Genomic DNA, 26,116 nt, shown 5'->3' with positions numbered 1-26,116 from the left:
TGTTATGGATTGTTCGAGGCCATCGGTGAATTCGGTGCTGTCGTCGGACGCGGTTGACTCGTCGGGTTCGGTGGTCGGGTCTGGCTGTGGTTGAGGATCTGGTGCTGGAGTGGCTTCGGACGGCTGTTCGAGGTCCGGAGCGGGTTCGGCCGTGCCAGGTACAGCGGGCAGCGGTTTGTTCAGGTCGATGGGGTTTTTGACCGTGTCCGGCGGGTTGGGTTCGGGGGTGGAGTCTGGCCGAGGCTCCGGTGCCCGCTCGGGTGCTGGTCGGAGAGCCTGGGATTGTGAAGCCAGCTTCGGCACGAAGCGTCCAGCAGCTTTCGGTTCGCTGGGTTCGCCGGGAGAACCTCCCTGGAGCGCTTCAGACCGGGGCCCAGGCAGGGAGACCGCCGGAGGGACGTCATCACGGCGATCGGGCGAGTTCGGTGAGTGTGGACGGCCCGCGCCTCGGCGGGTATCACCCAAGTCCAGCATCGCGCTGATCTGCGAGGATGAGCCGACCGTTGACGGTAGTCCGGCCACTGGTGTTCCGTCAGTCTCGACGACCTGCCATCGGAGATCGACTTGAGTGCCCAGGATGGCGCGGGCGCGTTGTTCCAGCTGATCCGCCGGGAAGGAGCGAGGGGGTTCTCCGCGGCCATCTCCAGGGTCGAACGCGTGAAGCGTCCCATCCGGCAACGACATGACCGCGAAGACGTGACCGATCTGGCCGAACCCTGAGCCGAGTGAAGGCCGGCCCATCGAGACCACCGCCCGCCTGCCCGGCACTGCGCCGCCGAGCCCCTGACGCACCGCCGCGAAGCTGGTCACCGGTGGCCAGGACGCCGGTGGGACCGCGCCGCGCCACACTGCGCCCCGGTCCCGCGCGTCGGTGTCGGCCGCCCTGCCTTGAGCGGACCGGGACGGCACCGACAGTTGCCAGAACTCGTCCACTACGGCCAGACACCACTGCGGCCCTACCACGCCCGGGGCCCGTTTGCCCGCGGCTTGAACGGCCAGGCGCCCCAGGTCCTCGATGTCGGATGGCTTCTCGATCGGCCGGCGGGTGCCGAACGCACCCTCGGTCGAAGGCTCGGCGCGCGCGTGAGTCGCCTCGGCTGTGGAGGCCGACGGTTGGGTCGCCGACTCGGCCGTTGCGGGAGCCCTGACCGAGGTTCCGTGCGCGCTGGACTCCGCGTGCGAAAGCGGAAGCGGTGTGTCAGCCGCAGTCGGGCCGGCAACTGTGCTCCGGCTCGAGGGGGCCGGCTGACTACTCGCTGACGTGGGTGCGGCGGTGTTTTGGGCGGTGGTCGGATTCGTGGTTTGTGAGGCGGACGCCGAGGCCTGGGGTGCCGGGTTTTGCGGCGTGGCGGCCGAGTCCGCGGTTGGGTCGGTAGTGCCCGATTGCGGGGCAGCCGGCGTTGTACCGGATTGAGTTATCTCCTGGCCCTGGTGAGATGGCGGTGTGGTGGTGGTAGTAGTAGCGGTGGTGGCGTTGCTGGATGTGTCGGCCGGTGGCGGCGAGGGCTGGTTCACGGCAGCGGCTGCGGCGTTGCCGTCGTAGTGCAGGGGCAGGCCCGCCTGGGCGGTCGTCGGCGCCGAGCTGGAAGAAGCCGCCGGAGGCTGGTTGGTTGGGCTGGTGGGCGAGGCCGCGTTGGAGAGGCCGGGGTCGTGGCTCGTCGAGGCCGACGACGTGTGGCTCGACGCCGGCTGTTGTACCCCGTCGGGAGATGTGGTCGCGGTGCCTACCGGTGTAGCCGGTGGTGCCTGGCCCGGTGTGTCCGCCGTGGAGGTGGCGGCCACGGCATCCGGAGCCGAAGTCGTCGGCTGGGCGGCGGCGCCTGCGGCCGCGTCGGCCGGCGCCTGGTGGGTGGCACCGGAGGCGGGGGTTGTGGTGGTGGCCGGTGTGCCGTTGGGAGTTGCTGCGGTTTGGTCAACGGTCTGGTTGGTGGTGGGCTGGCCGACGGTGGCGGCTGTGCCGTCGCTGTTGGTGGTGGCGTTGCCCTGGGTGCTGGCCGAACTGGCCGGATTACCGGCTGCGGGCGATGCGGAGCCGCTGTCGACTCCTCGGCTGGACGACGTGGCTCCGGCCGTCGTGAGGGTGCTGGTTGGTCCGGTCGTGCTAACGGGCGGGTTCGATGCTGCGCCTGCGTGTGCCCCGTTGCCGTTCGTGCTGCCGGTGGGAACAGACCTTGCCCCGCCCGCGGCGGCCACAGGGGGTGCCTGTAGCCCGGGATTGGCGGCTTCCTCGTACGCGGGTGGCGCCGGCGAGTAGGGGGGTGGTGCGTCGTCGTTGTCGTGGCCGCCGTTGTTGTCGTTGTGGCGGGCGACTTGGATGCCCAACATGCGCTCGAGGGCGTGGTGGAGTTCCATGGGCAGGGCGCCGGTGAGGAAGGCGTTGACGAAGGTGGCGCCGAGGCCGCCGAAGCTGCCGCCGAGTACGCCGATCATGCCGGCTTCGACAGGTACTTCGGCGGCGCCCTCGAGCAGGCCTTGGACTCTGCCCCGGTGCATGAAGTTCTTGCCGAACATCTTGTTGCCGATGAGGTTGTATTTGGAGATGAGCAGGCCGATGAGCAGGCCGGCGACGAAGTCGGTGATGGCGCTTTCGGTGTCGAAGTCCTTGGTGCCCTTGCGCTTTTCCTGAGCGTACTGGACGGCCTGGGCGAAGATGTTCTCGGAGATTTCCTGGACGCCTTCTTCGGTGCCTTCCTTCAGCATTTTCGCGGCGATGTTGATCAGGCCGTGTTTTTCGAGGGCCTCGCGGACAGTGGCGGCGGAGAACACCTTGGGGATGCTGCCGGTCTGCTGGGCTGCCCGGAGGAGATCCTGGAGGTTGCTGGACCGTCCGGCGGCGCCGGGCACGGGGGTGCCGCGGAGCTCGGCGAGTTTCACGGCCGTGTTCATCAGTTTGGATCGGCCGGCGACCCGGGTGGCGTAGAAGAGCAGGCCGCCGAAGGCGATCCATTCCATGGCGATGGCGAAGCCGATGCCGGGGTAGGTGACGGCCTCGGCGAATTCGACGGCGATGAAGGCCATGCCTTGGATGAGGGTGATTTTGGTGTGCTCGGTGGTGAGGGCCAGGCCGAGGGTCAGTTGCGCGGCGATCGACATCAGCGCGAGGTCGTCGGCGACGCCCTGCATGACGGTGCTGGTCTCGGCGTAGGCCAGGTCGGCGGTCTCGCCTTCGAGGACTTGCGGGATCCGCGCGGCGAGATGTTCGACGCCACTGGAGGCGCGGGCGTAGTCGGCGGAGAAGGCGGCCATCTTGGCCTCGGCCGACCGTATCGTGGATTCGCTCTGTGGGGGGTAGTCCTCACCCATGGCGAACCACTTGATCATCCCGTAGACCCCGTACAGCTCGCGAGGAATGTCGAGATCGCCGTACGGCATCGGTCAGTCGCCCCTTTGAAGCTGCAGTCGTCGAAGGTACGAGGGGAATGCGCTCGTTCAGTCCTGCTGCAAGAACTCCACGATCTCGCGGGGCAGCGTCGGCCCGGCGGCCGGCAGGAACGACGCCGGGTCGACGTCGCCGGCGAGGAGTTTCTCGACGTCCACGCCGGGTGGCAGTCTCGGGGCGAGCACCTCGGCGAGCTTGCCGGCCACCTCCTTCGCGGCCTCATCGATCGTCTCCATCAGGAGCGTCGCGAGCTCGGCCGGCGCGAGCCGGCGGTAAGCGGTGCCGGTGAACTTGATGTCTCGTACCGCACCGGAATGCGAGACGGTCACGGACACCTCGCGCCGTGCAGAGGTGGCCGTCGCCGAGATGGCCTGGATCTGCCGGTAGCGTTCGGCCGCCGACTCGCGCTGCTTACGGAATGCGCTCAACAGCTCGTCATGCGAGAAGCTCACAGGTTTGCCTAACTTCCGAAGATAGTGGACCGACCGTCATGCAACGGCGTCCGAAGTGATGGTGGCAAGTGTGGTCCGGCGTGGACGGACGAACGCGCAATTATTCCTACCCGCGAGATCGTTGGCCCAGCGTCGAGCGTCGATCAAAGGGGCACCCATGCCAGCCAGGGAGCCAATGGGAAATCCCGTGACTTGCACCAGATGCCGACTGCCGTGACAGTGGTGTCGGCGCGACCGGCCGGTTCGCGCCGACACGCTCCGGCATCGAGGAGAACCGTGGTTGACAACAGTGGTATCGGTAGCGATTCAAGAACTCTCCACGCCGTTTACGGCCAGCTGAGCAGTTCGCGTGGCGGCATGACCAACGCCCAGGCGAGGGTCGAGGATGACGTGGCGATGCTGCATAAGGTGTTTCAGGGGGACTTCGGGTCCAAGGAATACTTCGATGCCATGAACGTATGGAACGAAGCCTGCGGATCGATCACCCGCAGCCTCGATGCGATCATTCACAAAATGCAGGAGGAGGTAGCGGCGCTTGCTCACACCAGTGGCGACGCCTCCGACGCGGCCACGCAGGTCGGATCGGTCGTCCGCGGCCTTCCCATCTGAAATACGTAACTGGTTGAACTACGAAAGGAGTCGTCATGGTAAACCTGCAGATGAACCCGGGTGCGGTTGACACCGTAGTCGACAATCTTCAGCGCTCCAACGGCACGATCAGGGATCAGCTGTCGGCGATCCATGATTTCGCGAACCAGCACCGCGACACTTGGCACGGCCCGTCTCGTGAAGCCTATGACAAGGCTCAACTGCTGTGGGGCAACAGTGCGCAGAATATGAACAACGCGCTCGGGGTGGCTGTGACCAAGCTGGCCGAGATGAAGGCGGCGATCATGCGAGGCGAGGCTAGGAGCGCGAGCGGCTGGGGCGACGTCAGCGCTGGTCTGCCCCGATAGAACGCAGCGGGACATCTGGCGTGCGGCCGCCGCTGCGGCCGGCCTTCGAACCGGAGCAAGGGCCCGACGTAAAGGCTAGGGAATGGCTATTGAAGACTGGCATAGCAAACTGAAGTACAACGTGAATCCGGAGGATATTCACAAGGATTATCCATCGGATTTCAGTGATGCCGACGTGCACAATGCCACGGAGTTCTTGAAGCGATACGCCAGCGGCTACGGCGACAACCAGTGGATGAACTCCAACTGGACGAGCCTAACTGAGCTCGATGATGAAAAGGCCGCGTATCTGAAGTTTCGTGAACTCGTCGAGAGAAAGTTTCTGGAGGATCCGGCGTCGGACGGCGCATACGGCGAGGGCACCAATTACCTGCCCGGGGACGGTCAGCAGGAGAAGAAGGAAGAGGCGCATCCCCCCGAAGACGGAGACCTGCCACCGCCGGTCGCCGGCGGCGAGGATGGTGATGCCAAGCTCGCAGTCAACACCGAGGCCCTCAAGACCTTTTCTTCCAACCTGGAAAAGCTGCGCCTGCGCCTGGCGACTGTCGCCAAAACTCTTTCCGAAGACGGTCCCATCAAGCCTGGGACGGCTTTCAGCGCGGCCGCTCTCCTGACGGACGCTGTCGAGGGAGCCGCCGGAGTCCGACCGGCCACGACTGACTATCTGACGAAGATCGACTACTCGTTCACGCTCATCTGCGACAAGATTCAAGAGATCAGCAAGGATTACGACAACGAGTCGGAAATGAACAAGATGACGGCCGAGAAGCTCGCAAAAGTCATGACCGAACCCTTCGGGCAGCTTGGCGGGCTGGAGAAGAAAGAGGCCTGAACCTCTCCGTCCTCGTCGCGCCGAAGATCCGCGTCATCCAAGCTACGTTATCGCCGATAGGGTTTCTTCAGTAATGACATCCCCTTCGCCGTTCAAAACCGGCGCCGACAGCTCCGTCGTTCTTGACCCGACGCAGAAGGCCGCGGCCAACGCCGCTACGACGAGCGACTACATGGGGTTCGACTGGAAGCAGATCAAGGCGGGGCTGTTCGGCTCCGGCGGGCTCACCGGTTCCGACACCAACGCCAAGACCGGAGCCACGGTGGGACAGGGGATGGTCGACCCGTCGTCGCTCATCACGGCGGGCAACGTGTTCGCCCAGGCGACCGTCGAAATGGAGGCCATCGCCGACAATCTGCTGAAGCAGGCACGCGGTCTTGCCGGTGAGGGCCGCCCTTGGACGGGGCCGGCGGCCGAGGCGTTCCTGGGGAAGATGGAATATGTCGCGGCGTCCATGAAAGCGCGGGCCGCGACTCTCTATGGCGCACCGCTGACGTCCGAGGTGAAGCTCGATGGCGCCACCAAACCACCATCCAATGTGGCAACGCAGCTGTGGACGGCGGGTAACGCGCTGTCGTGGGCGCGCACCGCGGTGACAAAGATCGAGAGTTTCTACGCGAATTACGCGGCCACCGTCGAACCGCACGCCGTGCAGCCCGACGGCACGGTCTTCGTCAGCCTGGTACCTGGGGTGCCGGAGAAGATGACGACGGCGATGCGCAAGGTGATGACCCAGTTGGTGGCGAAGTACAAGACGGACGTCTATCACGCGCCTGCCCCGGACCCGGCCGACTTCAAGCCCCCGCCGCCCAAGGCGCCGGACATTCCTCTACCGAAGGTACCTCCTGCGAAGGAGCCGCCGCCCGATGTTCCGGGTGCTGACAAGCCTCCGGGTGCTGACAAGCATGTGCCAGACATCAAAGTCCCGGGTGACGACGACAAGGATCCGAAGCCCGAAGGGCCGCCCGACGACAAGAACAACCGAGTCGGCGAACACATCCCCGACATCGAGATTCCGCCCGGCGACCCTCCGCCCGGATCCGGCCAGGGCAAATCGGCGCCGGACGAGTTGATGAACGCCCTGAGCCCCTACGTACCGCCGGGTTCGGGTTCGAAGGCCGGCACCGGCGGAGGTGGCGGTGGCGGCACGGCCGACGTCAAGGTTCCCGACTTCCCAGGTGCGGGTTCGCCGCAGGACATCGGTCCCGGGCCCGGTCCGGGCGGTTTCGCTCTGGGCGGAAACGGTCCGGGCGCGTCCGGCGGCGGCGCTTCGGCCAACGAACGCAAGGCGGCCACGGTGCCTCCGAAGGTGCCCACCATCGAGAACCTCGGCTCGCCGCCGGAGGCCGTTTCGAGTCCGATCCTTCCGGAGGGTTCTGGAAGCACGACCGTTCCTGATCTGCCACCGTCGAGCCTGCCGCCGGCCGCGACCGGCGGCGGAAAGACGGGCGACTCCGGCAGCGGATCCGATTCTTCCGGTCTGTTGCCGGGCAGTACTGATCCGTGGGTGCCGGATGCGCCCCCCACCGGAACGCCGGCCGGAGTGGGCGGTGGCTCAGGTTCCGGTGCGTCGGGTTTCGCCGGCGGCGGTGCCGATGTCGGCGGACTGGGTGATGCGGCCGGCGGCGCCGCGATTCCGGAAGCGCCGCACGTCGGGGGCCTGGACGGGAGCGGCGGCGGAAGCACCGCGGGGTCCAATGCTGGTGCTGGTGCTGGTGCTGGTGCTGGTGCCGGTGCCGGATCGGCGGCCGGGCTCGGCGGCGGCGCGGGCGCCGGGGGTGGGGTGCCGCCGATGATGCCGATGATGCCGCCGGGTGCGACCGGTACGGGTGCACCGGAGCGTTCTGACGCCGCGGGGCTGCTGGCGACGGATACCGCGCCCTGGACGACGGGCGTGGGTACGGATCTGGTGGGCGAGACCTTCCCGGGCACGCCTGGCGGTGAGGGCGGTGCCGCCCCGGGTGGTGCCGGCTTCGACGGCACAGCGCCGGGTCTTCCGGCCGGTTCCGGTGTGGGCGTCCCGGAGGACGATGCAGCGGCGGGCGGTGGCGTGACGCATCCGGCGACGCCGGAGCTCGGCTCGGCGGGCGGTGTGCCACCGATGATGCCGATGATGCCGCCGGGCGCGACCGGTACGGGCGCACCGGAGCGCTCTGATGCCTCCGCTCTGGTGGCCACGAACGCGGAGCCCTGGTCGGGCGACACGGCGCCGCCGGAACAAGCGAGGGGTGGAGCCGGCCAGGCTCATGGGGGAGAAGGCTTCATCGGCGCTCCGCCCCCGCCTCGGCCCGCGCCGCCGCCCCCAGCCGAGAGCAGGCCGTCCGTGCCGCCGGCGCCGGCCGGCCTCCCGGCCGTCCCCGAAGAGGCCGATCCGCCGGCCGACCGCGTCGCGGTCGTCGGGGACGGCGACGACGACTTCGGGTCATGGGACCAGGACGGGCTGCCGTGGAACACGCTGGACGACGGCGAAGACGATGAAGACGACGATGCGCTGTGGTTCTCGCCGCCCCCGCCCGTGACGGACCAGCCGATGATGGCGGTCGCCGCCATGTCACCGTCGCCGTTGCGGGCGTGGCGTCCCGAGCGGGAAGGCAGGACCAGGTCGGACGGCGATGTCGAGGGCACGCCGCAGATGTCCGCCGCGGAGCCGGACGACGACACGCTGCAACGGCTCATGGCGGAGCGTGATGCCGCGGCCGAGGCGGCCCGTACGCGAGGCGAAGCCGACCAGGACGACGGCGAGGACGACGCCACGGCCGGTGACCAGAAGTCCGCCGACCAGCGTCAGGCACTGAGGCTCCTGCAGGCCGAAGACGACATCTGGCCGACGCGCGCGGCGGGACCGGGGGTGATCGAATGAGTACGGTCACCGTCAAGCGCCCGCCGCGCCTGGAGGGCCCGCCCCTGCCGACCGGCGACGTCGAGCTGCAGGAGCCGCCGGTCATGGCGGAACCGGCGCCACCCGACATCCGCGCCTTCCTGATGGCCGTGCCGATGGCGCTGGGCATGGGCGGCATGATGCTCATGTTCGGCATGTTCAGCCGCTCGCCCGCCATGTACGTGATGGGCGGCGTGATGTTCGTCGGCATGATCTCGATGGGCTTCGTTCAGATCGGCAAGGCGACCGGCGAGCGCAAGGCCAAGATGAAGTCCGAGCGGCGCGACTATCTGCGCTACATCGCCCAGCTGCGCAAGAAGGCCCGCGCCGACGCCGACGAGCAGCGCAGCGCGGTCTTCTGGAACAACCCCGACCCGGCCCGGCTGTGGTCGATCGCCTCCGGCAGCCGGGTCTGGGAACGCCGGCCGGTGCATGACGACTTCGGGCGGGTACGGATCGGGCTCGGCACGCAGAACTCGGCGATCCACTATGTCCCGCCCTCGACCAAGCCGATCGAGGACCTGGAACCACTGTCGGCGATCTCGCTGCGACGCTTCTCCGAGGCCTACCTGACGATCGACGGAATGCCGACGGCCATCGGCACGCGGAGCTTCACCAGCATCGAGTTCGCCGGAGAGTTCGCCGCGTCCATGGATCTCTGCCGGGCGATCGTCGGCCAGCTGGCGACCTTTCATGCCCCGGACGAGCTGCGGCTGGCGGTGCTGACCGACGGCAACGCCGACGACTGGGAATGGGTCAAGTGGCTGCCGCACAACGCCCATCCCACCGACACCGACGCGGCCGGTCCGGTCCGCCTGTTCGCGCACGATCACGACGAGCTGATGGCGCTGCTCGGCGCTGACCTCGGCGAGCGCGGCGAGCACGACGCCACCGCCCGGGTGGGAGCGTCCGAGCCGTTCATCGTCGTCATCGCCGCCTCGATCGAGATCCCGGAGGTTTCACGGCTCCTCGGTGAGGGAATCCGCAACGTGCTCCTGCTGGACGTGACCGGCCGGCTTCCCGGTGGCGCCAAGGTGCTGCGGCTGACCGTCCGGGACGGAGCGGTCGAGTACCCCACCGGGACCAAGACCGGCCGATCGGAGGCTGACGCGCTGAGCCGGGCCGAGGCGGAGGTCCTGGCCCGGATCCTCGCGCCGAAACGGACCAGCGGGACGCTCGAGGTCGTCGACGAGTCGCTGGAGTCGGACTTCGAGCTCACCACCCTTCTCGGGATCAAGGACGCCTACTCCTTCGACGTCCCGGCGATCTGGCGTACCCGCCACGCCCAGCGGGCCCGGTTGCAGGTGCCGATCGGCGTGACCGAGGGCGGCGAGGTCATCGAGCTGGACCTGAAGGAGTCGGCGCAGGGCGGCATGGGCCCGCACGGGCTGGTCATCGGTGCGACCGGTTCGGGCAAGAGCGAGCTTCTGCGTACGCTCGTCTGCGCGCTCGCCGCGACCCATTCGTCGGAGATCCTCAACCTGGTGCTCGTCGACTTCAAGGGCGGCGCCACCTTCATCGGCATGGAGAAGCTGCCGCACACCTCGGCGGTCATCACCAACCTGGCCGACGAGCTGCCGCTGGTCGACCGGATGCAGGACGCGCTCAACGGCGAGATGACCCGCCGGCAGGAGTTCCTGCGGGAGAGCGGCTACGCCTCGCTGTTCGAGTACGAGAAGGCGCGGGGCGCCGGCGCGCCCCTGGTCCCGTTCCCGGTGCTGCTGGTCATCGTCGACGAGTTCAGTGAGCTGCTCAGCAGCAAGAGCGAGTTCATGGACCTGTTCGTCTCGATCGGCCGGTTGGGGCGCTCGCTCGGCGTGCATCTGCTGCTCGCCTCGCAACGGCTGGACGAGGGCCGGATCAGCCGGGTCGAGGGCCACCTGTCCTACCGGATCGCGCTGCGCACCTTCTCGTCGATGGAGTCGCGGGCGGTCATCGGCGTCGGCGCCGCGTACGAGCTGCCGTCCGATCCCGGAAACGGTTATCTGAAGGTCGACATCACCAGCCTGGTCAGGTTCAAGAGCGCGTACGTCTCGGGTGGCTACGCCCGTCGGATCGCACCGGCCGAGGAGGACGACCGGCTGCGGGTGGTGGCCGAGATCGTGCCGTTCGGCACCCGTACCATGTCGTCGGCGCCCGGCGTGTACGGACGACCGGTCGCCGTCCCGATCGAGGAACCGGCGCACGACGCCGCCCAGCCGGACGATCCGGCCCTGATGGACGTGCTCATCGATCGGCTGGCCGGGTCCGGCCCACCAGCTCGCCAGGTCTGGCTGCCACCGCTGGCCGACGCGCCGAGTCTCGACGCGCTGCTGCCGTCGATCGTCCCGGATCCGGAACACGGCATGATCGTCCAGCGGGAGGTGCTGCGTGGCCGGCTTCGGGTGCCGGTCGGCGTGGTGGACCGCCCGTACGATCAGACCCGGGATCTGCTCATCGCCGACGTCTCGGGCGCGCACGGCCACGTCGGCGTCGTCGGCGCCCCGCAGAGCGGCAAGTCGACGCTGCTGCGGACGTTCGTCATGTCGCTGGCCCTCACCCACACCCCGCGTGAGGTCCAGTTCTATGCCCTCGACTTCGGCGGGGGCGGCATCATGCCCATCGTCGGCCTGCCGCACACCGGCTCGGTGGCCACACGGATGGAGCGCGACCGGGTGGTCCGCACGATCGCTGAGATCACCGGCATCATGGAGCGGCGTGAGGCCGCCTTCGCCGCACACGGCTTCGACTCCCTCGGCAGCTATCTGGACGCGTGCGCCCGGGGCGTGCTGCACGATCCGCACGGCCATGTGTTCCTCATCATCGACGGCTGGTTCACCCTGAAGCAGGACTTCGAGGCACTCGAGGACCGCATCCGTGAGCTGTCCTCGCGAGGGCTGTCCTTCGGGATCCACATCGTCATCGCGGCCACCCGCTGGTCGGAGATCCGTACCTGGCTGCGCGATCTGCTCGGCACCAAGCTGGAGCTGCGGCTCGGCGACTCAATCGAGTCGGAGGTCAACCACCGCAAGGCGGCGCAGGTGCCCGACCAGGCCGGCCGGGGGATGACCAGCGACGGCATGCACTTCCTGGCCGCCGTGCCGCGGCTCGACGGGCGCAGCGGAAACGTCGACCTCGGTGAGGCGACCAAGGCGATCGTCGAGGAGATCGCCACGTTCTGGCCTGGGCCGCCCGCCCCGCCGGTGCGACTGCTGCCGGCCCGGTTGCAGGTCGAGGATCTGCCGCCCGCTCAGCCCGAGTTCAAGGTCTGCCTCGGTCACGACGAGACCCGGATCGAACCGGTCTGGCACGACTTCATGAGTACGCCGCATCTGCTCGTCATGGGTGACATCGAGACCGGCAAGACGAACGCCTTGCGGCTCGTGCTGCGGGCGATCGCCGAGCGGTATCGACCCGACCAGGCGAAGGTGGTGCTCGGCGATCCCCGGCGTGACCTGGACACCGCGATCCCGGACGAGTACGTCGTCGGCCGCGGTATCACCAGTGAAGCGGTGAACGAGCTGGCCAGGCAGGCCCTGGTGTCGATGCAGGAACGCATGCCGGGCACGGACATCTCGTCCGAGCGGCTGCGGCGCCGGGACTGGTGGGACGGCCCTGAGGTCTTCGTGGTGATCGACGACTACGACCTGCTGAGTTCCGGCCTGAGCAGCGTGCTCGAGCCGATCACCCCGGTCCTCGCCCAGAGCGTCCACATCGGACTGCATGTGATCATCGCACGGAGCACCTCCGGGGCGATGCGGGCCATGACCGATCCGGTGATCAGGCGGATCTGGGAGCTCGGCTCGCCCGCGGCCCTGCTGTCGTACCCGAAGGACGAGGGCCGGTTCATCGGCGAGGCCGCACCCATGCAGTTGCCGCCGGGCCGGGCCCAGCTCGTGACCCGCCGCGGCGTGAAGCTGATCCAGACCGGCATCGTCACGGCCGGCGTGACGGCGAAGGAAAACGCATGACGACCGCATTGAACAGCGACATCTGCCGGATCACGGTCGTCGGCCCGGACAAGCGGATCGATCTCGCCGTACCGGTCACCACCATGGTCGCCGCGCTGATCCCGGCCCTGGTCCGGCGGGTCGGCGGCGACGAGGAGGAGAGCGTCGGCGGCGAACGGATCTGGCGGCTCCAGCGACTCGGTGAGCCCGCATTCGACCCCAGCGGTACGCCGGAGTCACTGGATTGGCTGGACGGTGAGGAGTTCCACCTGACCCTCAACGAGAACGCCATCCCCGAGCTGGCCTACGACGACCTGGCCGACGGGATCGCCTCGATGATCAACCGGCGCGACGACCGATGGCAGCCGGAATACCGCCGGCCCCTGTTCCTGGCCCTCTCGGGCCTGGCCCTGACCGCCCTCGCGGCTTTCCTGGCCCACCGGGGGACGCGAGTGCTGAGCGTCAGCGCCGCACTGACTCTGGTCGGCGTCTTCGGGCTCACGGCGGTGCTGTTCGCGCGCCGCAAGGACGCGATCACGGCGATGGTGTTCAGCCTGGCCGCGGTCGTCCTGTCGGGGGTGGCGTTCCTCCGGCTGACCAGCCCGGCGCCGGATCGCTTCGATCCCGGCGCGACGAGCCTGCTGGCCGCGAGCGACGCGATCGTCGTGAGCGCCCTGGCGCTCTACGTCTGCCATCTCCTCTGGGCGCGGCGCCTGCCGTACCCGCCGTTGCTGGTCCTGTTCCTGACCGGCGTCGTGTTCGGCTTCGAGCTGTCGATCGCCGGCTATTTCGAGATGAGTCACGCCACGGCCGCGGGCATCACCATGTCGCTGATCTTCTGCCTGGTGGTGTCGGCCGCGAAGATGACCCTGCGGCTGGCCGGGCTGCGCGGGGTCCAACTGCCCAAGACCGGTAGTGAGCTGCAGTACGACATCACGCCGGCGAAGGCTGATGACATCCAGCGGCGTACCGATCGGGCTGACAACTATCTCAACGTGCTGTGCGTGACGGTGGGTCTGACCGCGCCGATCCTGCAGCACGCGGTGCTGGGTGAGGACGGCTTTCTCGGTCCGCTGATGGTGCTGGTCGTCTCGAGCTCGCTGCTGCTGCGGGCCCGGGCGTTCCTCGGTCTGTGGCAGCGCGTCTCGCTCGTGGTCGCCGGTGGCTCCGGCTACCTGCTGGTGGTGTTCCGGTTGTCGGAATCGGTGCTCGGCGACGGGCGGCTGCTGATCCTCACCGGACTGCTCGCGCTGACCGTGGTGCTGATCATGGCCGCGCTCCGGCCGTGGCCGCAGCGGCTCCTGCCGGTCTGGGAGTTCACCGCGACCATGCTGGACCTGGTGCTCGGCCTGTCGATTCTGCCGCTGCTGCTCTGGCTGGCCGGGGTTTACGGCTGGGCCCGCGGACTCTTCGGATAGGGGGCGGGCGATGCAGACTCAACGTGATCATGTGCACGCGCATGAGTTCCAGATGGGCCGGATGAGCTCGGCCCTGCTGCTCGGCGATCCGACTCAGCCGGACAGTCCCTCCAAGCGCACGGTCATGGGCATCGTCATCGGGGTCATCGTCGGGTTGCTGACCGCGGCGGGATTCGGCGTCTACGGGTTCCTGGTGCCGGGTGGGAGCAAGGAATGGCGTACGCCCGGGGTGATCATCCAGGAGAAGGGCACGGTCAACGAGTACGTGTACGTGGGCGGACGGCTCCACCGCACGCTCAATCACGCTTCGGCCCTGCTGATCTCCGGAGGGAACGGCACCGTGTCGGTCTCGGCGAAGTCGCTCGCCGGCGTACCGCGGGGCCGGCCGGTCGGTCTGATCGGTGCGCCGCAGCTGGTTCCGGCCGCCGGGCAGATCTCGACCGGGCCGTGGCAGGTCTGCACCTCGGGTGGTGAGGCCGCGGTGAGTCTCGGCTCGACCGCCGTGGCGCCGATGAATGACAACGCCTTCCTCCTCGTGTCGGCCGGCTCACAGACATACCTCCTGTGGCGGCAGCACCGAATGCTGGTGGCCGACACGGCGGTGCCGGTGGCGCTGGGCGCGGCCAGCGCGCTTCCCGTGCCGGTCCCGCCGGACTGGCTTCGGGAGCTTCCGGACGGCGGCCAGGTGTCGATCCCGAAGATGCCCGGGCAAGGGTCTCCCGGCGCGCGGGTCGCCGGTCGACCGGCCACCATCGGCCGGCTGTTCCGGCTGGGCGGCGACGGCAGCGATCAGCTGTTCGTGTTGCGCCAGGACGGCCTCGCTCCGGTCAACCGGACCGCCTTCGAGCTGTTGCAGGCGGTCTCCCACGGCGCCCCGGTGACCCTCAACGCCGCCGAGCTCGTGGCCGCGCCTCGCTCGCGCGACCGGACGTTGCTCGACATGTTCCCGGGACTGGACGCCGCGACCCCGGTGTCCCCGGCCGGCAAGATCCTCTGCCAGCGCCAGGCGTTCGTGGGCAACCGGATGGAATCGACGATCGCGATCGTGGAACCCGCGGCCATGGACGCGGCCCCGCCCGGTCGCGGACTGCTTGCCTACGCGATGGACAAGTCCGCGGCCGCCGGCAACCCGGTCCTCTTCCTCATCACCGATGACGGCGTACGGTACCGCCTGTCGAACTCCAGGACCCGCGACGCTCTCGGTCTGGGGCAGGCACCGGCCGTCCCGATCTCGCGTTACGTGCTCGACCTGTTCCCGGCCGGTCCCGACCTGAATCGTGACGCGATCAACCTGGCCCGGCAGGGCTGACCGATGATGACCATGTCGCAACGATCGCCCGACGACAACACCGACTCTCTCGGACGGCAGACCATCGGCAACGCGATCGTCCTGCACACCTCGGAGGCGGTGAGCTCCGAGGCCCGCGAGATCGCGATGGCCGTACCCGTGGACCCGGACAACGAGATCGTCCTGCTCGATCTGCGACGCGACCTGTCGTACGCGATGTGGGAATCGATCGCGCGGGCCGTCCCCCGCAAGCGACGCGGCATCCGGCTGATCGTCTGCGGCGAGGAACCGGGTACGACCACCCTGGCCGGGCAGTTCCTCTCGGCCCGGCTGGACCGCGTGGTCATCGCCCCGCACGGCCAGATCGTGCGGGGTACGGCCGGAGCCCTCTTCATCCATTCCGCCCAGCACAGCGGCTGGGTGCGCTACCGGGCCGGAAAGCCGCCGAGCTGGGAGGCGAAACGTTTCCCCGTCCCGGTGTGGGACCGCGCCGCCGTCACCCCCCTGCAGACCAGTGCGACCGGCGTTGCCGAACCGATCCCCGGCGGCGTGTGGATCAGGGACACCCGGGCCGAGAGCGCCGTCCGGGACCACTGGAACTGGCTGGTCGCCTCGTTGCCGTGCCAGCCGGAGCGACTCACCGTCGTCCTCGGTTGCCCCGGCACGCCGCCGATCTCGCTCGACGACATCGCCCGGTTCTGGCGCGACTTCGACGAGCAGAGCCGGGCGCGGGCAAGGTTCGTCACCTACGGAAAGGTCTTGGCGCCCACCGCGGAACCCCTCGGGCAGGTGCTGGCCGACCTGTTCAAGAGGCAGGTCGTGTGTTTCACCGGCATGCCGATCGGCGACCCGGTCCAGCCGAAGATGTTCACCGTCCGGGAGAACGGGAACTTCGGCTGGCAGGTGTTCGCCGAGGAACTGGCCTACCGGCCCCGGGCCCGGGCCAACGACCCGGCGCCGATGCCCGAGGTCCTGAATCACCGCGCGCCGCTGGCCTCCGGTGATCCGATCGAGCCGCTGGTCTACTGGTACGCCGGCGACGCGGTCGTCGAGGTCGTCCAGGCCGGTCTGTGGATGCGGCCGACGGCCGTACCCGGGCACGCCGAGACGATCCGGGCCACCCGGCCCACCGCCGACAACAACACGGTCATCTTCGACGACACGACGCCGGCCCGAGCGGTACGGATGCGGGTGCTGGCCGAGGATCTCATCGCGCGGCTCGACCGGACGACGATGGAGCACAGCCGGCTGGTCGCAGCATCCGCGGTCACCGCCACCTCGAGCAGTGGCGTGGCTGACGCCGGAGCCGACGCCGCGTTCCGGGACAGCCCCCCGGAGGACCGGACGCGAGCGGTGGCACGGGCCGGGGTCGAGGCGCCGACGCCGGTACCGACCGCATCGCCGGTCCCGGCCGTGACGATGGTGCCCGCACCCCCGTCCAGCACCGCACTCCGGTCTGCGCCGGCCGACGACACGGAAGCCGAGCCGACAACGGCCATGAGGATCGTCCGCGTGGCGCCGCTACCGGCCGACCGGGATGATTCCCGTGGCAGGGCGGCGGCGGCCGTACCGGCCCCGGCGGCCGAGCCGCCGCCGGCAACGTCGATCGCGTCCTCGACGCCGAGTCCGCTCTCGGTCGAGGCCCACCAACCGGCACCGAATCCGGATCCGGTGCCGGCCGCGGACCTGCCACCGGGCCCGCTGGCGGTTCCGCCGGTCCCGGATCCCGAGCCGACCGGCTCCCGCCGCCCGCCGCGGTTGCAGCCGACTCCGGTGGCGGCCTCGTCGGCGATTCCCTCCGCTCGAGGCCTTCAGGAGGAGCGGGCGTGGCTGCGACGGACGCTGAGCGACGACTTCGACCGGGTCGCGTCGTCGGTGTCGCGAATGCTGTCCGAGCAGCCCGCGCTGCAGACCGGCGACTCACGGACGCCCGCGGAGATCCTCAGCGACTGCGTGGCCGTACGCCTGTATCTCTCCTCGCAGGGATCGGCGATCGACGCCGACCTGCGCGCGGCCCGCAAAGGCCCGCACGTCCCGTTCGCCCGGTGCGTCGTGGCCGGGCTCGGCCCGATGCCGTCGCACCGGGGACCGGCGTCCTTCACGACCTCGTTGTCCGCCGCGCACTGGACCCTGCTCCACAAGCACAAACTGCTCACCGAATGGGGCTTCCTGAACGCCCTCACCGAGCCGTCACCGGACCTCAAGGGTGACGTCGAGATATTGGTGTGGGCGATGACCGCCCGGCGTACCACCGGATTCGAGCCCCAGGGGGATGAGCGAGCCGACAACCGGGTGCTCTTCCTGCCCGGAACCAGCTTCAAGGTGCTGATGACCACCGAGCCGAGCGGCGCCGCCCGTGGCCGGGTGCTCCTGCGGGAGTTGTCGCGCACCGAGATCGCCGCTGACGGCCGGGTCGCCGGTGACCGGATCAACCTCGACGAACTGGCGGTGGCTTCGCTGCAGCGCTACGTCGAACGCTGGACCGGCAAGGACCGGCCCTCCCGGGTCGGCACTGCGGCCGCCGGCCGGTTCGTGCTCCCGCCCGGTATCGCGTAGGCGATTCATGAGACTGCAAGCCGAAGGTGGTTGACATGCGTCAGAACGCTCACCCGATGGGCCGACAGGTGATCATTGTCGGCGGCGGCGCGCCGGGCGCCTGCCCGACCATCGGCGCGGCCTTGGCGCGCGCGGAGGACGGAGCCTCGATCGTCGTCCGGGCGGGACGCTACGAGGAGCAGCTGACCATCACGAAGCAGGTGACGATCAGCGCCGAGGACGGCGCCGGGACCGTCACGGTCCACACCGCGGTAGGCAGCGTGCTCGTGGTCAGCGGCACCGGGGCCTCGTTGCGTGGCCTGATGCTGTCGAGCGACGACGAGAAGCTCGCGGCCGTGGATGTCCACCAGGGGGAGGCCGCCCTCGACGACTGCGAACTGCGCGGCCGCTCCTGGGCCACGGTGCTGTCCCGTCTCGAGGGATCGGTCGCCATGCGCGGATGCCTCATCACCAACGGCGCCGGTGCGGGTGTGGTCGTCACGTCCAGCCGGGCGAGCACCGTCGAGGACTGCCGGATCACCAATGTCGGCTCATCGGCCGTGCTCGTCACCGATGTCGGGTCACTGGCATTGCGCCGGTGCCGGATGACCGAGGTCACGGGCAACGGCATCTTCGTGACCGGAACCGCGGTGTGCACCGTCGAACTCTGTGAAGTGATCGGATCGGACAAACCCGCGGTCGTCATCGACGAGCACGGCGCCGCGCGGATCACCGAGCTCACCGTGACTGACAGCGTCTCCGTGGACGTCTTCGTCCGCGGCGACGGCGAGGTCACCGTCACCGACTCGACGTTCAGCCGGGCCGGCGCTCAGGCGGTCCACATCACCGGCGCGGCCGCCCCGACGTTCCGCGACTGCCTTTTCACCGATGCCGGCAAGAGCGCCGTGAACGTCGCCGGGACCGGCGCACCGACGTTCGAGAACTGTGTGATCGCCGGCAGCCCGTCCGGTGTCCGGGTCGACGGCGGTGGTGCTCCGGCCTTCCGGCAACTGAGGATCTCGGGCAGCTCCGAGCACCTCGTCGAGGTGACGGCGAAGTCGGGCGTCGTCCTGCACGGAATGCAGGCCGAGGTACGGCAGGGCCGGGGGATCGTGCTGGCCGGCGAGAGCACCGGCGAACTCAGCGACCTCGAGCTCTCGAGTCACTGTGGTGCCATCGTGGAGACCTCGGGCGGTGCCCGCCTGACGATCCGGGACGCCCACCTCACGGCCACGGCCGAGGCAGCCGTGACCGCGCGGGACGCCGCGCGGATCGAACTCGCGGGCGTGGTGGTCCGCGGAGGCGGACTGCTCGTCGAGTCGGCGGCCGTCGCGACGCTCGACGACACCGAAATCATCGACGCGTCGAGCGACGGTGTCCGCATCACCGGCGGGGTCCTGACGGCCAGCCGCGGCCGCGTGCGCTCGGCGGGCCGGCACGGCGTGCTGGTCGAGGCCGGTGGCAGCGCCGACATCGTGGAGAGCCAGATTCTCGACAGCGCCGAGGACGGGGTCCAGGTCACCGGGCTGGAGCCGGTCCGGCTGACACGTTCCACGGTGCGCGGCAGTCGCGGCCTGGCCATCCGGGACTCCGAGTCGAACCGCGTGATCGTGAGCGACGTACGGAGTGAAGCGGTCCCGGCCGAGCGCGACCCGTCGGCCGCGCCGTCAACTGCGTGGGACGAACAACCGAGCACGATGGGAGAAACCAGGATCGCGACCTCCGGACCTCTCGCCGACCTGGACGTCCTGGTGGGCCTGGCCGGTGTCAAGGCCGAGGTCAAAGGCCTGATCAACCTCATCACGATGGCGCAGCGGCGGCAGCAGCTCGGTCTGCCGATGCCGCCGATGAGCCGGCATCTCGTCTTCGCCGGTCCACCCGGCACCGGCAAGACCACGGTCGCCCGGCTCTACGGCGCCGTGCTCAAGGAGCTCGGCGTGCTGTCCCAAGGGCACATGGTCGAGGCGTCGCGCGCCGACCTGGTCGGCCAGTACATCGGTTCCACCGCGATCAAGACCACCGAGCTCGTCACCAAGGCGATGGGCGGGGTTCTGTTCATCGACGAGGCGTACACCCTGTCGGCCGGCTCGGGCGGGTCCGGGCCGGACTTCGGCCAGGAGGCCATCGACGCGCTGATGAAGATGATGGAGGACCACCGCGACGAGATCGTGGTGATCGTGGCGGGCTACTCCGAGCTCATGGAGCGGTTCCTCGACTCCAACCCGGGCCTCGGCTCCCGGTTCACCCGCACCATCGAGTTCCCCAACTACAGCGTCGACGAGCTGGTCACCATCACCACCAACCTCTGCCGGAAGCACTACTACGAGCTCACCGACGACGCGATCGAGGCGGTCACCGAATTCTTCGAGCGGACGCCCAAGGGATCGACCTTCGGCAACGGCCGGGTGGCCCGCAAGCTGTTCGAAGCCATGATCAACCATCAGGCGTCCCGGCTGGTGGTTTCCCCACCGGCCAAGGACAACGAGCTCAACCGGCTGACGGCGGCCGACCTCGCACCGGAACTCGCGGAGCTCGCCGGTGCGCCGGTCGCGCCCGCCCCTCAGCTCGACGCCACCGGTGACCCGCGGCAGGCCTTGCAGGCGAGCGTCGCGTGGCGGCGGATCGGCGAGCTGGTCGGCGCCGAGGAGGCCCGGCGGGGGATCGCGGCGAAGGTGACCGCGCTGGCGGTGAAGGGCCGCCCGGCGGCCCCTGGCGACGCCAACGTCGTCCTGGTCGGACCGGCCGGCAGCGGGCGCCGGGAACTCGCGAGTCTCTATGCACGGGCGTTGTCCGAGCTCGGCTGCCTGCCGACCGGTCATCTGGTGACCGTCTCGGCCTCCGGGGCCTTGGCCGCGCGCTGGCCGGGCCAGGCGCACAGCCTCGTCGCGAATGCCCTGGGCGACGCCGAGAGCGGTGTTCTGGCCATCCGCTGGGACGTGTCCGCGACCGACGCCTTCGTGAGCGAGATGGTCGATGAGCTGTCCCATGCCGTGCACGGGGTCAGCGCGCCGGTCACCATCCTGATCACCGAGCCGGAGACGGTGGATTCCGTGCCGGGGCGATTGCTGGAGTGCTTCGGGCAACGGTGGACCGTGCCGGCGTACAGCGTCGCCGAAGTGGGGGAGATCGCCGTGCGTTACCTGCTGAGGCACGGGCACGAGCTCTCCGCCGACGTCCGGGAAGCGGTGGTCAAGGGAGCGGCGGGGCTGCCCGACCGCAGCGTCCGCGCCGCCCATGTCTTCGCCGCCGGCCTGTCGCGGACGGCGGCGGTGAAAACATTGACGATGGCCGATGTGGGCTATGCGCAGGCGAGCGCGGGGAAGTCCGGGCTCGCTTTCGTGTGACAGCGGGACGCGGCGTCCGCCCGTCAGGACGGACGCCGCGGTCCGGCTCAGGGCTGATTCGGCTGCTTGGTGTACGCAATCAGTGGTGTGTTGAGCTCGTCCCGCTCCGCGAGCGTCAGTGGGTCGGGAGCCGGAAGCAGGACGTAGGGCTGACCGCCGTCCTGGGATTCGTTCTCCACCGACGCCGCGACTCTTTCCCCCGGCGCGCCCAGGGGCGGGGTAGGAGCGAACCGTCCTTCGTTCGGCTCCGTCTGGTGCCGCGGCTCCACGTGGACCGGGGTGAATCCATCGGCGTTCGGCACGACATCCGTGGCTCGTCGCCTCTCGAGGGGAACGCCGGGGCTGGAACCAGTGGTGCTTTCCGGGTGAGCCACGGCACCGGTGGTGCCGCCCACCGGGCTCGCCGTGCTTCCGCCGGAAACCGGGAGCTCTCGCACGGCCTTGGCGTACCCGTGCGCGTGATGGTCGACCTCGGCACCGGCTTCGCGGAAGTTCTTGCTGGTCGTCGTGAATTGGTTGCCGTAAGCCTCGAGCTTCTGCCGGCGTGTGTCGACGTTGGCGTAGACGGCCGTCATCGCTCCGGCGACGATGGGCTTGATCTGGGCGGCCGTCTCGTCGTCGGCCAGTCCCCAGAGCAGCGTCGCGGAGATGTCGGCGAAGGCCGGCGAGAGCGCCGCGAACTGCGCGGCGCTCGCGGCGTACGGGGACGAGAGCGCTTCGATGCCATCGGGGTCGGCGTACACCGAGTCGGACGTCATGGGGGCTCCATTCTCGCGGCCGGTAGACACAGGTACCCAGCCCGACGATAGGCGGCAGCCGGCCCGCGGCCGGCCGGATCGTCCTTAGGGGAAGGAAATGGTGCGCGTATCAGGCTCGAGGGGTCGCCCCGTTGCACGACTCGCCGGCCGGGTTGACCGGGCGGGCACCATCCACTGCCTGTTCAGCGGTTCCGGCCGCGGGGACGGATGAGCGTACGGAAAAGTCCCGGAGAGTCTCGTCGCAGTTTTGCGGCGAGACCTGGCAGGAGCGTGTCTCGTCTTGATCGGCGTAAGCACATACCGGCTTCGATCAAGGAGTTATGACATGAACCGCACCCGCAGGAGCTGGCTGATCGCCTCGGTCGTGATGGCGGCAGCCGTCGTGGTGAGCGGGGGTGCCAGAGCGGAGCCGCGGTCAGCTTGCGGCCGGCGGCGTCGACGGCGGTGAGGGCGCTCATCGGGCCCTCGGTACGGTCCGCCGGGTCGAACCAGAACACCGTGACGGAACGGTCGTGCCGGTGGGTCCGGCGCCGCCGCCGGATCGCGGCCGGCGGCGCCGCCGCGATGGTGGTCGCGGCGGCCGTCCTCGGCATCGGGCACCTGCCCGGCCGGTTGGGACGGGCGCCCGTCCCGGCCGCATCGGTCTCGGCGACGGCCCGGCCCGTACCGCCCCGGGTCTCCGGCGCCCTCGGGGACGCCATCGACACCCGGATCACCGCGGGCCGCGACCACACCTGGGTGCTCTACGCGAACCGGGTCCGCGATCCGAGCGCGCCGGGGACGACGTTCGGGCTCACCATCGCGCGGCACAGCACCGGCGGGAGGACGACCGATCCGTTCGAGCTCCACGAGGATGAGGGCTCGGACCGGGCAGCCGGCTTCCATCCCATGCAGGCACCGATGACCTACGAGAACGGCCTGATCCAGCCCGCCTTCGGCTACTACGTGGGCGCGGCGACCAGGATCACCGGCCGGTCCGGCGGTGGCGTGGTGACCGCGCGGATCGCGACCTGGAGCGTGGACACCACCGTGGCCATCTTCTGGTTCGAGCCGATCGGCGAATCGCCGGAGGACGTCACGGACCTCGTCGCCTACGACGCGGCCGGCACGGAGCTGCCCGCCGGAAACCCGAGGATCTGGAACAACTGATGCCGACACGGAGGAACAGAACTGTGAAGAGGACTCTCGTCGTGCTGGCGGCCGTGCTGTTGACCGGCGGTTGCGCGACCGGCAACGCCGGCACGACCGCGCCGAGCCCGGCGCCGAGCGGCTCCCTGGCCGTGGCCACCGGCCGGCCGGTGCGGCCGGAGCCCAGCTTCGCCGACCTGACGCGGGGGAGCACCGTCTCGGCGGTGAAGCTGTTCGCCTACGAGCCGGCCGCGAGGTCGGCGGTCGTGGAACCGATCATCTTCATGGGCGGCGCGGCCTACTGCAAGACATACCAGGTGAAGCGCACCGATACGCGATGCCAGGAGGAATGGACGACCGAGAAGAGCCGGCGCAAGGTCACCATGACGGTGGCGGCGAAACCGGCGTTGCTCACCTGGCAGGGCGAGGACGGCGACGTGTGCGCCGAATCGCTGGCCGACGGCAGCGGGGGCACCTGCCCGATCTCCGCACCGGAGTCGCGCACCGCTTGGCGATCCGCGTCGACCTTGCTGCCTGTTCGGCCAAACGTTCGTGAGACCACAACTTCGCGAACGACGCTGTCTGCGGAAGACGTTCAAGCGGAAGGCAGAACATGGAACTGGGTGTCGGACTACCCAACGTGGGCGGACAGGTCGAACCGGCCGAGCTCGTCACGATCGCGCGGGCCGCGGAGGATCTCGGTTATGCCGCCGTCTGGGCGGGGGAGAGGCTGATGAGGCCACTGGCGGACGTGTCCTTCCATGGTGCGCCGCCGTCCCCGGTCCCGGGCCCGTACAAGTACGCTCTCGACCCGATCGAGACCTTGAGCCACATCGCCGCCGTCACCGAGACGATCAAGCTCGGCACCAGCGTGGTGAACGCGTTGCTGCAACCGCCCATCCTTCTGGCCAAGCGCCTCGCGACGCTGGACCAGTTCAGCTCCGGCCGGGTGATCGCCGGATTGGGGCAGGGGTGGGTGCCGCAGGAGTTCGAGAGCACCGGCGTGCCCATGGAGCGGGTCGGTGACGGCCTGGACGAGACCGTGGCGGCTCTGCGCGCCTGCTGGGCCGCCGACCCGGTCAGCTTCGACGGCGACTTCGTGCGCATCGAGCGGTCGGAGATCAATCCGAAGCCGGTTCAGCGTCACCTGCCGGTGCTGCTCGGATCGGTGACCGCGGCCGGCGCCCGCCGCGCCGCCCGCATCGCTGACGGCCTGAACCCGATGCTCTTCACCAAGGACGCCCTGCTCGGGCTGGTCAAAGTGTTCCTCACCGCGGTGGTCGAGGCCGGCCGTGACCTGGACTCGGTGTCGGTGGTGGTGCGGGTCAACATGCCCCTCACCGCGACCGATCTCGCCGGCGACCGGCCGTTCCTCGGCGGCTCAGCGGCCCAGGTGGCCGGCGACCTCGCCGAGCTGGAGGGCAGCGGCGTGACCCAGGTGTTCCTCACCAACGAGGCCTTCACCACGACCGCCGATCAGGTCCGCCTGCTCGGGCAGCTGATCGAAGCGTCGACCCGCGAGGGCGTGGCCCAGCGGTAGACGCGTGATCGACCTCGAAAGGCATGATCGCGCAGATCGGGCTGCGCGCGGCGAGTTCGGGCTGGATGCGCTCGCGGTCGACTCCGACGGCGACTACCTGATGGCGGAACGCTCGCGACTCGCCTTCGGGTTCGCGCGGGCCGCGATCGGCATCCGGACCCTTCCTCGGGCGGCGGGGTGGGGCCGGCCGACCTGTTCGGGCCGCACGAAGCCGCCGACGGGCATGGGCAAACGCAGAGAAGCAGGCCGCCGAGCACGTGCCGCCAGCCGGCCACCGCGCCGGGACGCAGCGCGTGGCCGATCAGGATCTGAGCCGGTCCGATGGTTCCCCAGAGCAGGGCGGCGCCGAGGACCAGGGCAACGCCTCGGGAGACACCGTTGTGCTTTCTCATCGACGAGCCAGTCGCCGGGCCGACGGTCACCGGCCTTTCGACGGCAGTGAGCGGGCCGTCCGGCCGGCGGAGGACGTCATCAGGAACACACAGGTGGCCGGGATCCGCATTTTTCCAAAATATCCCCGCTCGCGTGCGACGGGACGGTTCTGTCCATAAGGGAAGGTAAAGACTCCCCACGGGTCGACTGCCGGTCCGGCTTTGTCCGCGCCCAGGACTTCCACCTCCGCCGGGGACAACGAGTGCTCGAGCGAGAACCCGGGCGTCCAGAGGTTCCGGAACGCTATCCCGCGGCCACTACACCGATGTCGGCTCGGTGTAGTGACCGCTGTGCCTCTCAGCGGTGCGACGGACGTCGACGATGCTGTCCGCGAGGACGGCCGGCTGGGAGAAGAACGGTGAATGCGACGAGTCCAGCTCGATCACCCGGGTCGGCCGGGCGGACAGGGCATCGATCTCGGTGATGAGGCGTCGCTGAAGGGCGGGGCGCAACGCGTTGTCCTGCCGGCACACGACGTACGTGTGCGGAATCGACCCGAACCGATCGGCGGTGACCATGATCGGCTCGGCCGCGATGCCGATCGGACCGTCCGTGCCGAGCAGCGTGAGAGCCGCTTCGGCCGTCCCCTCGTCCACGTCCTGATAGAACGCCTCGCGCAGCGCCGCCCGCCGCCCGGCATCGCCGGTGTCCAGGCGCAGCGCTCCGATCGCCGCCGGGTCACCGATCAGATTCGGTGAGACCAGCTCCCCGGCGTTCTCCTCGGAGAAGACGTATGCCAGCGCCGGCCGGCCGGAGGGAGCGAAGGCCGCGAGGTAGACGAGTTCGCTGATGAGCTCGGGAGCCAACTCGGCGGCCAGGGTCGCCACCGTGCCACCCATGCTGTGAGCCACGACCACGCAAGGCTGACCGCGACCGATCTGCCGCAGCTGGGCCACCAGCGTCGCGGCGGCGGACGACGCGTTGACGGCAACCACCGCGGAGACCTCGTCCGCGTACGCCGACGGGTCGAACGGGCGTTGCCAGCGCGCGGCGGGGGAGTGGTTCTTGAGTCCGTGCCCGTCGAGGTCCACGGCCACGGAGGGAACGCCGCGAACGGCCAGTTCCTGTGTGACGAGGCTCCAGCACCAGGTTCCGTGCCAGAAGCCGTGCACCAGGACGACGGGAGTCGATGACCCCATGTGAACCTCTTCCCTAAGCGGGTAGGCAAAGGTTCGGTACATAACTGGTGATGGGCTGTCAGCGAACACGCTCAGCGAGAGGGACATACCAACGAAAAGACCCCGTCG

General features: G+C 69.3%; 16 protein-coding genes. 12 read left to right on the top strand and 4 right to left on the bottom strand.

What is annotated here, in order from left to right; all coding sequences use genetic code 11:
- Together AB0M54_RS40205 and AB0M54_RS40200 are read right to left on the bottom strand one after the other, a co-directional pair.
- The coding region (locus AB0M54_RS40205) for a hypothetical protein (RefSeq protein WP_364477305.1) at nucleotides 1–3,372 on the bottom strand (3,372 nt) is incomplete at its 3' end.
- Between the two features lie 57 nt (nucleotides 3,373–3,429).
- A complete protein-coding gene (locus AB0M54_RS40200; RefSeq protein WP_364323918.1) occupies nucleotides 3,430–3,807 on the bottom strand; it encodes a YbaB/EbfC family nucleoid-associated protein in 378 nt (125 codons plus the stop codon).
- 381 nt (nucleotides 3,808–4,188) lie between these two features.
- Between AB0M54_RS40200 and AB0M54_RS40195 the strand changes: the two genes are divergently transcribed.
- The 9 genes from AB0M54_RS40195 to AB0M54_RS40155 all read left to right on the top strand — a co-directional run bounded on the left by AB0M54_RS40195 (nucleotide 4,189) and on the right by AB0M54_RS40155 (nucleotide 21,011).
- Nucleotides 4,189–4,440: a hypothetical protein gene (locus AB0M54_RS40195; RefSeq protein WP_364323920.1), complete on the top strand. Its 252-nt coding sequence runs from the start codon at nucleotides 4,189–4,191 to the stop codon at nucleotides 4,438–4,440.
- Nucleotides 4,441–4,475: 35 nt separating this feature from the next.
- Nucleotides 4,476–4,787, top strand: a complete 312-nt coding sequence (locus tag AB0M54_RS40190; protein WP_364323922.1) for a WXG100 family type VII secretion target — start codon at nucleotides 4,476–4,478, stop codon at nucleotides 4,785–4,787.
- An 82-nt stretch (nucleotides 4,788–4,869) separates the two neighbouring features.
- Entirely contained in the window at nucleotides 4,870–5,619 is a 750-nt protein-coding gene (locus AB0M54_RS40185; RefSeq protein ID WP_364323924.1) for a hypothetical protein, read from the top strand.
- A 73-nt stretch (nucleotides 5,620–5,692) separates the two neighbouring features.
- Entirely contained in the window at nucleotides 5,693–8,479 is a 2,787-nt protein-coding gene (locus AB0M54_RS40180; RefSeq protein WP_364477303.1) for a hypothetical protein, read from the top strand.
- Nucleotides 8,476–12,447, top strand: a complete 3,972-nt coding sequence (gene eccCa, locus AB0M54_RS40175) for a type VII secretion protein EccCa (RefSeq protein WP_364477300.1) — start codon at nucleotides 8,476–8,478, stop codon at nucleotides 12,445–12,447. Before AB0M54_RS40180 ends, eccCa begins: the two co-directional genes overlap by 4 nt.
- Nucleotides 12,444–13,844 (top strand): type VII secretion integral membrane protein EccD, encoded by a 1,401-nt coding sequence (eccD, locus tag AB0M54_RS40170; RefSeq protein WP_364477297.1) that lies wholly within the window; start codon nucleotides 12,444–12,446, stop codon nucleotides 13,842–13,844. The genes eccCa and eccD overlap by 4 nt, the downstream gene beginning before the upstream one ends.
- A 10-nt stretch (nucleotides 13,845–13,854) precedes the next feature.
- Entirely contained in the window at nucleotides 13,855–15,153 is a 1,299-nt protein-coding gene (gene eccB, locus AB0M54_RS40165; RefSeq protein WP_364477294.1) for a type VII secretion protein EccB, read from the top strand.
- Nucleotides 15,154–15,165: 12 nt separating this feature from the next.
- Nucleotides 15,166–17,688, top strand: a complete 2,523-nt coding sequence (locus AB0M54_RS40160; protein WP_364477291.1) for a hypothetical protein — start codon at nucleotides 15,166–15,168, stop codon at nucleotides 17,686–17,688.
- Nucleotides 17,689–17,723: 35 nt separating this feature from the next.
- Nucleotides 17,724–21,011: a right-handed parallel beta-helix repeat-containing protein gene (locus AB0M54_RS40155; protein ID WP_364477288.1), complete on the top strand. Its 3,288-nt coding sequence runs from the start codon at nucleotides 17,724–17,726 to the stop codon at nucleotides 21,009–21,011.
- A 47-nt stretch (nucleotides 21,012–21,058) separates the two neighbouring features.
- On the opposite strand, the gene AB0M54_RS40150 is transcribed toward AB0M54_RS40155, so the two are convergent.
- Nucleotides 21,059–21,754, bottom strand: coding sequence for a hypothetical protein (locus AB0M54_RS40150; protein WP_364477285.1), 696 nt, complete (start codon nucleotides 21,752–21,754; stop codon nucleotides 21,059–21,061).
- A 513-nt stretch (nucleotides 21,755–22,267) separates the two neighbouring features.
- Between AB0M54_RS40150 and AB0M54_RS40145 the strand changes: the two genes are divergently transcribed.
- From AB0M54_RS40145 to AB0M54_RS40135, 3 genes are read left to right on the top strand one after another with little or no spacing between them, the layout of a single operon-like run.
- Nucleotides 22,268–22,918, top strand: a complete 651-nt coding sequence (locus AB0M54_RS40145; RefSeq protein WP_364477283.1) for a hypothetical protein — start codon at nucleotides 22,268–22,270, stop codon at nucleotides 22,916–22,918.
- Between the two features lie 41 nt (nucleotides 22,919–22,959).
- Entirely contained in the window at nucleotides 22,960–23,631 is a 672-nt protein-coding gene (locus AB0M54_RS40140) for a hypothetical protein (protein ID WP_364477281.1), read from the top strand.
- Entirely contained in the window at nucleotides 23,538–24,437 is a 900-nt protein-coding gene (locus tag AB0M54_RS40135) for a TIGR03619 family F420-dependent LLM class oxidoreductase (protein WP_364477279.1), read from the top strand. Before AB0M54_RS40140 ends, AB0M54_RS40135 begins: the two co-directional genes overlap by 94 nt.
- Before the next feature lie 689 nt (nucleotides 24,438–25,126).
- Here the strand turns inward: AB0M54_RS40135 and AB0M54_RS40130 are convergent.
- Nucleotides 25,127–26,008, bottom strand: a complete 882-nt coding sequence (locus AB0M54_RS40130; protein ID WP_364323950.1) for an alpha/beta fold hydrolase — start codon at nucleotides 26,006–26,008, stop codon at nucleotides 25,127–25,129.
- Nucleotides 26,009–26,116 lie beyond the last annotated feature (108 nt).

It is taken from the genome of Actinoplanes sp. NPDC051470 (assembly GCF_040682035.1).
Classification (GTDB): Bacteria; Actinomycetota; Actinomycetes; order Mycobacteriales; family Micromonosporaceae; genus Actinoplanes.
The sequence above is the reverse complement of the archived record's forward strand: the minus strand, read 5'-3'. Positions and strand labels throughout refer to the sequence as shown.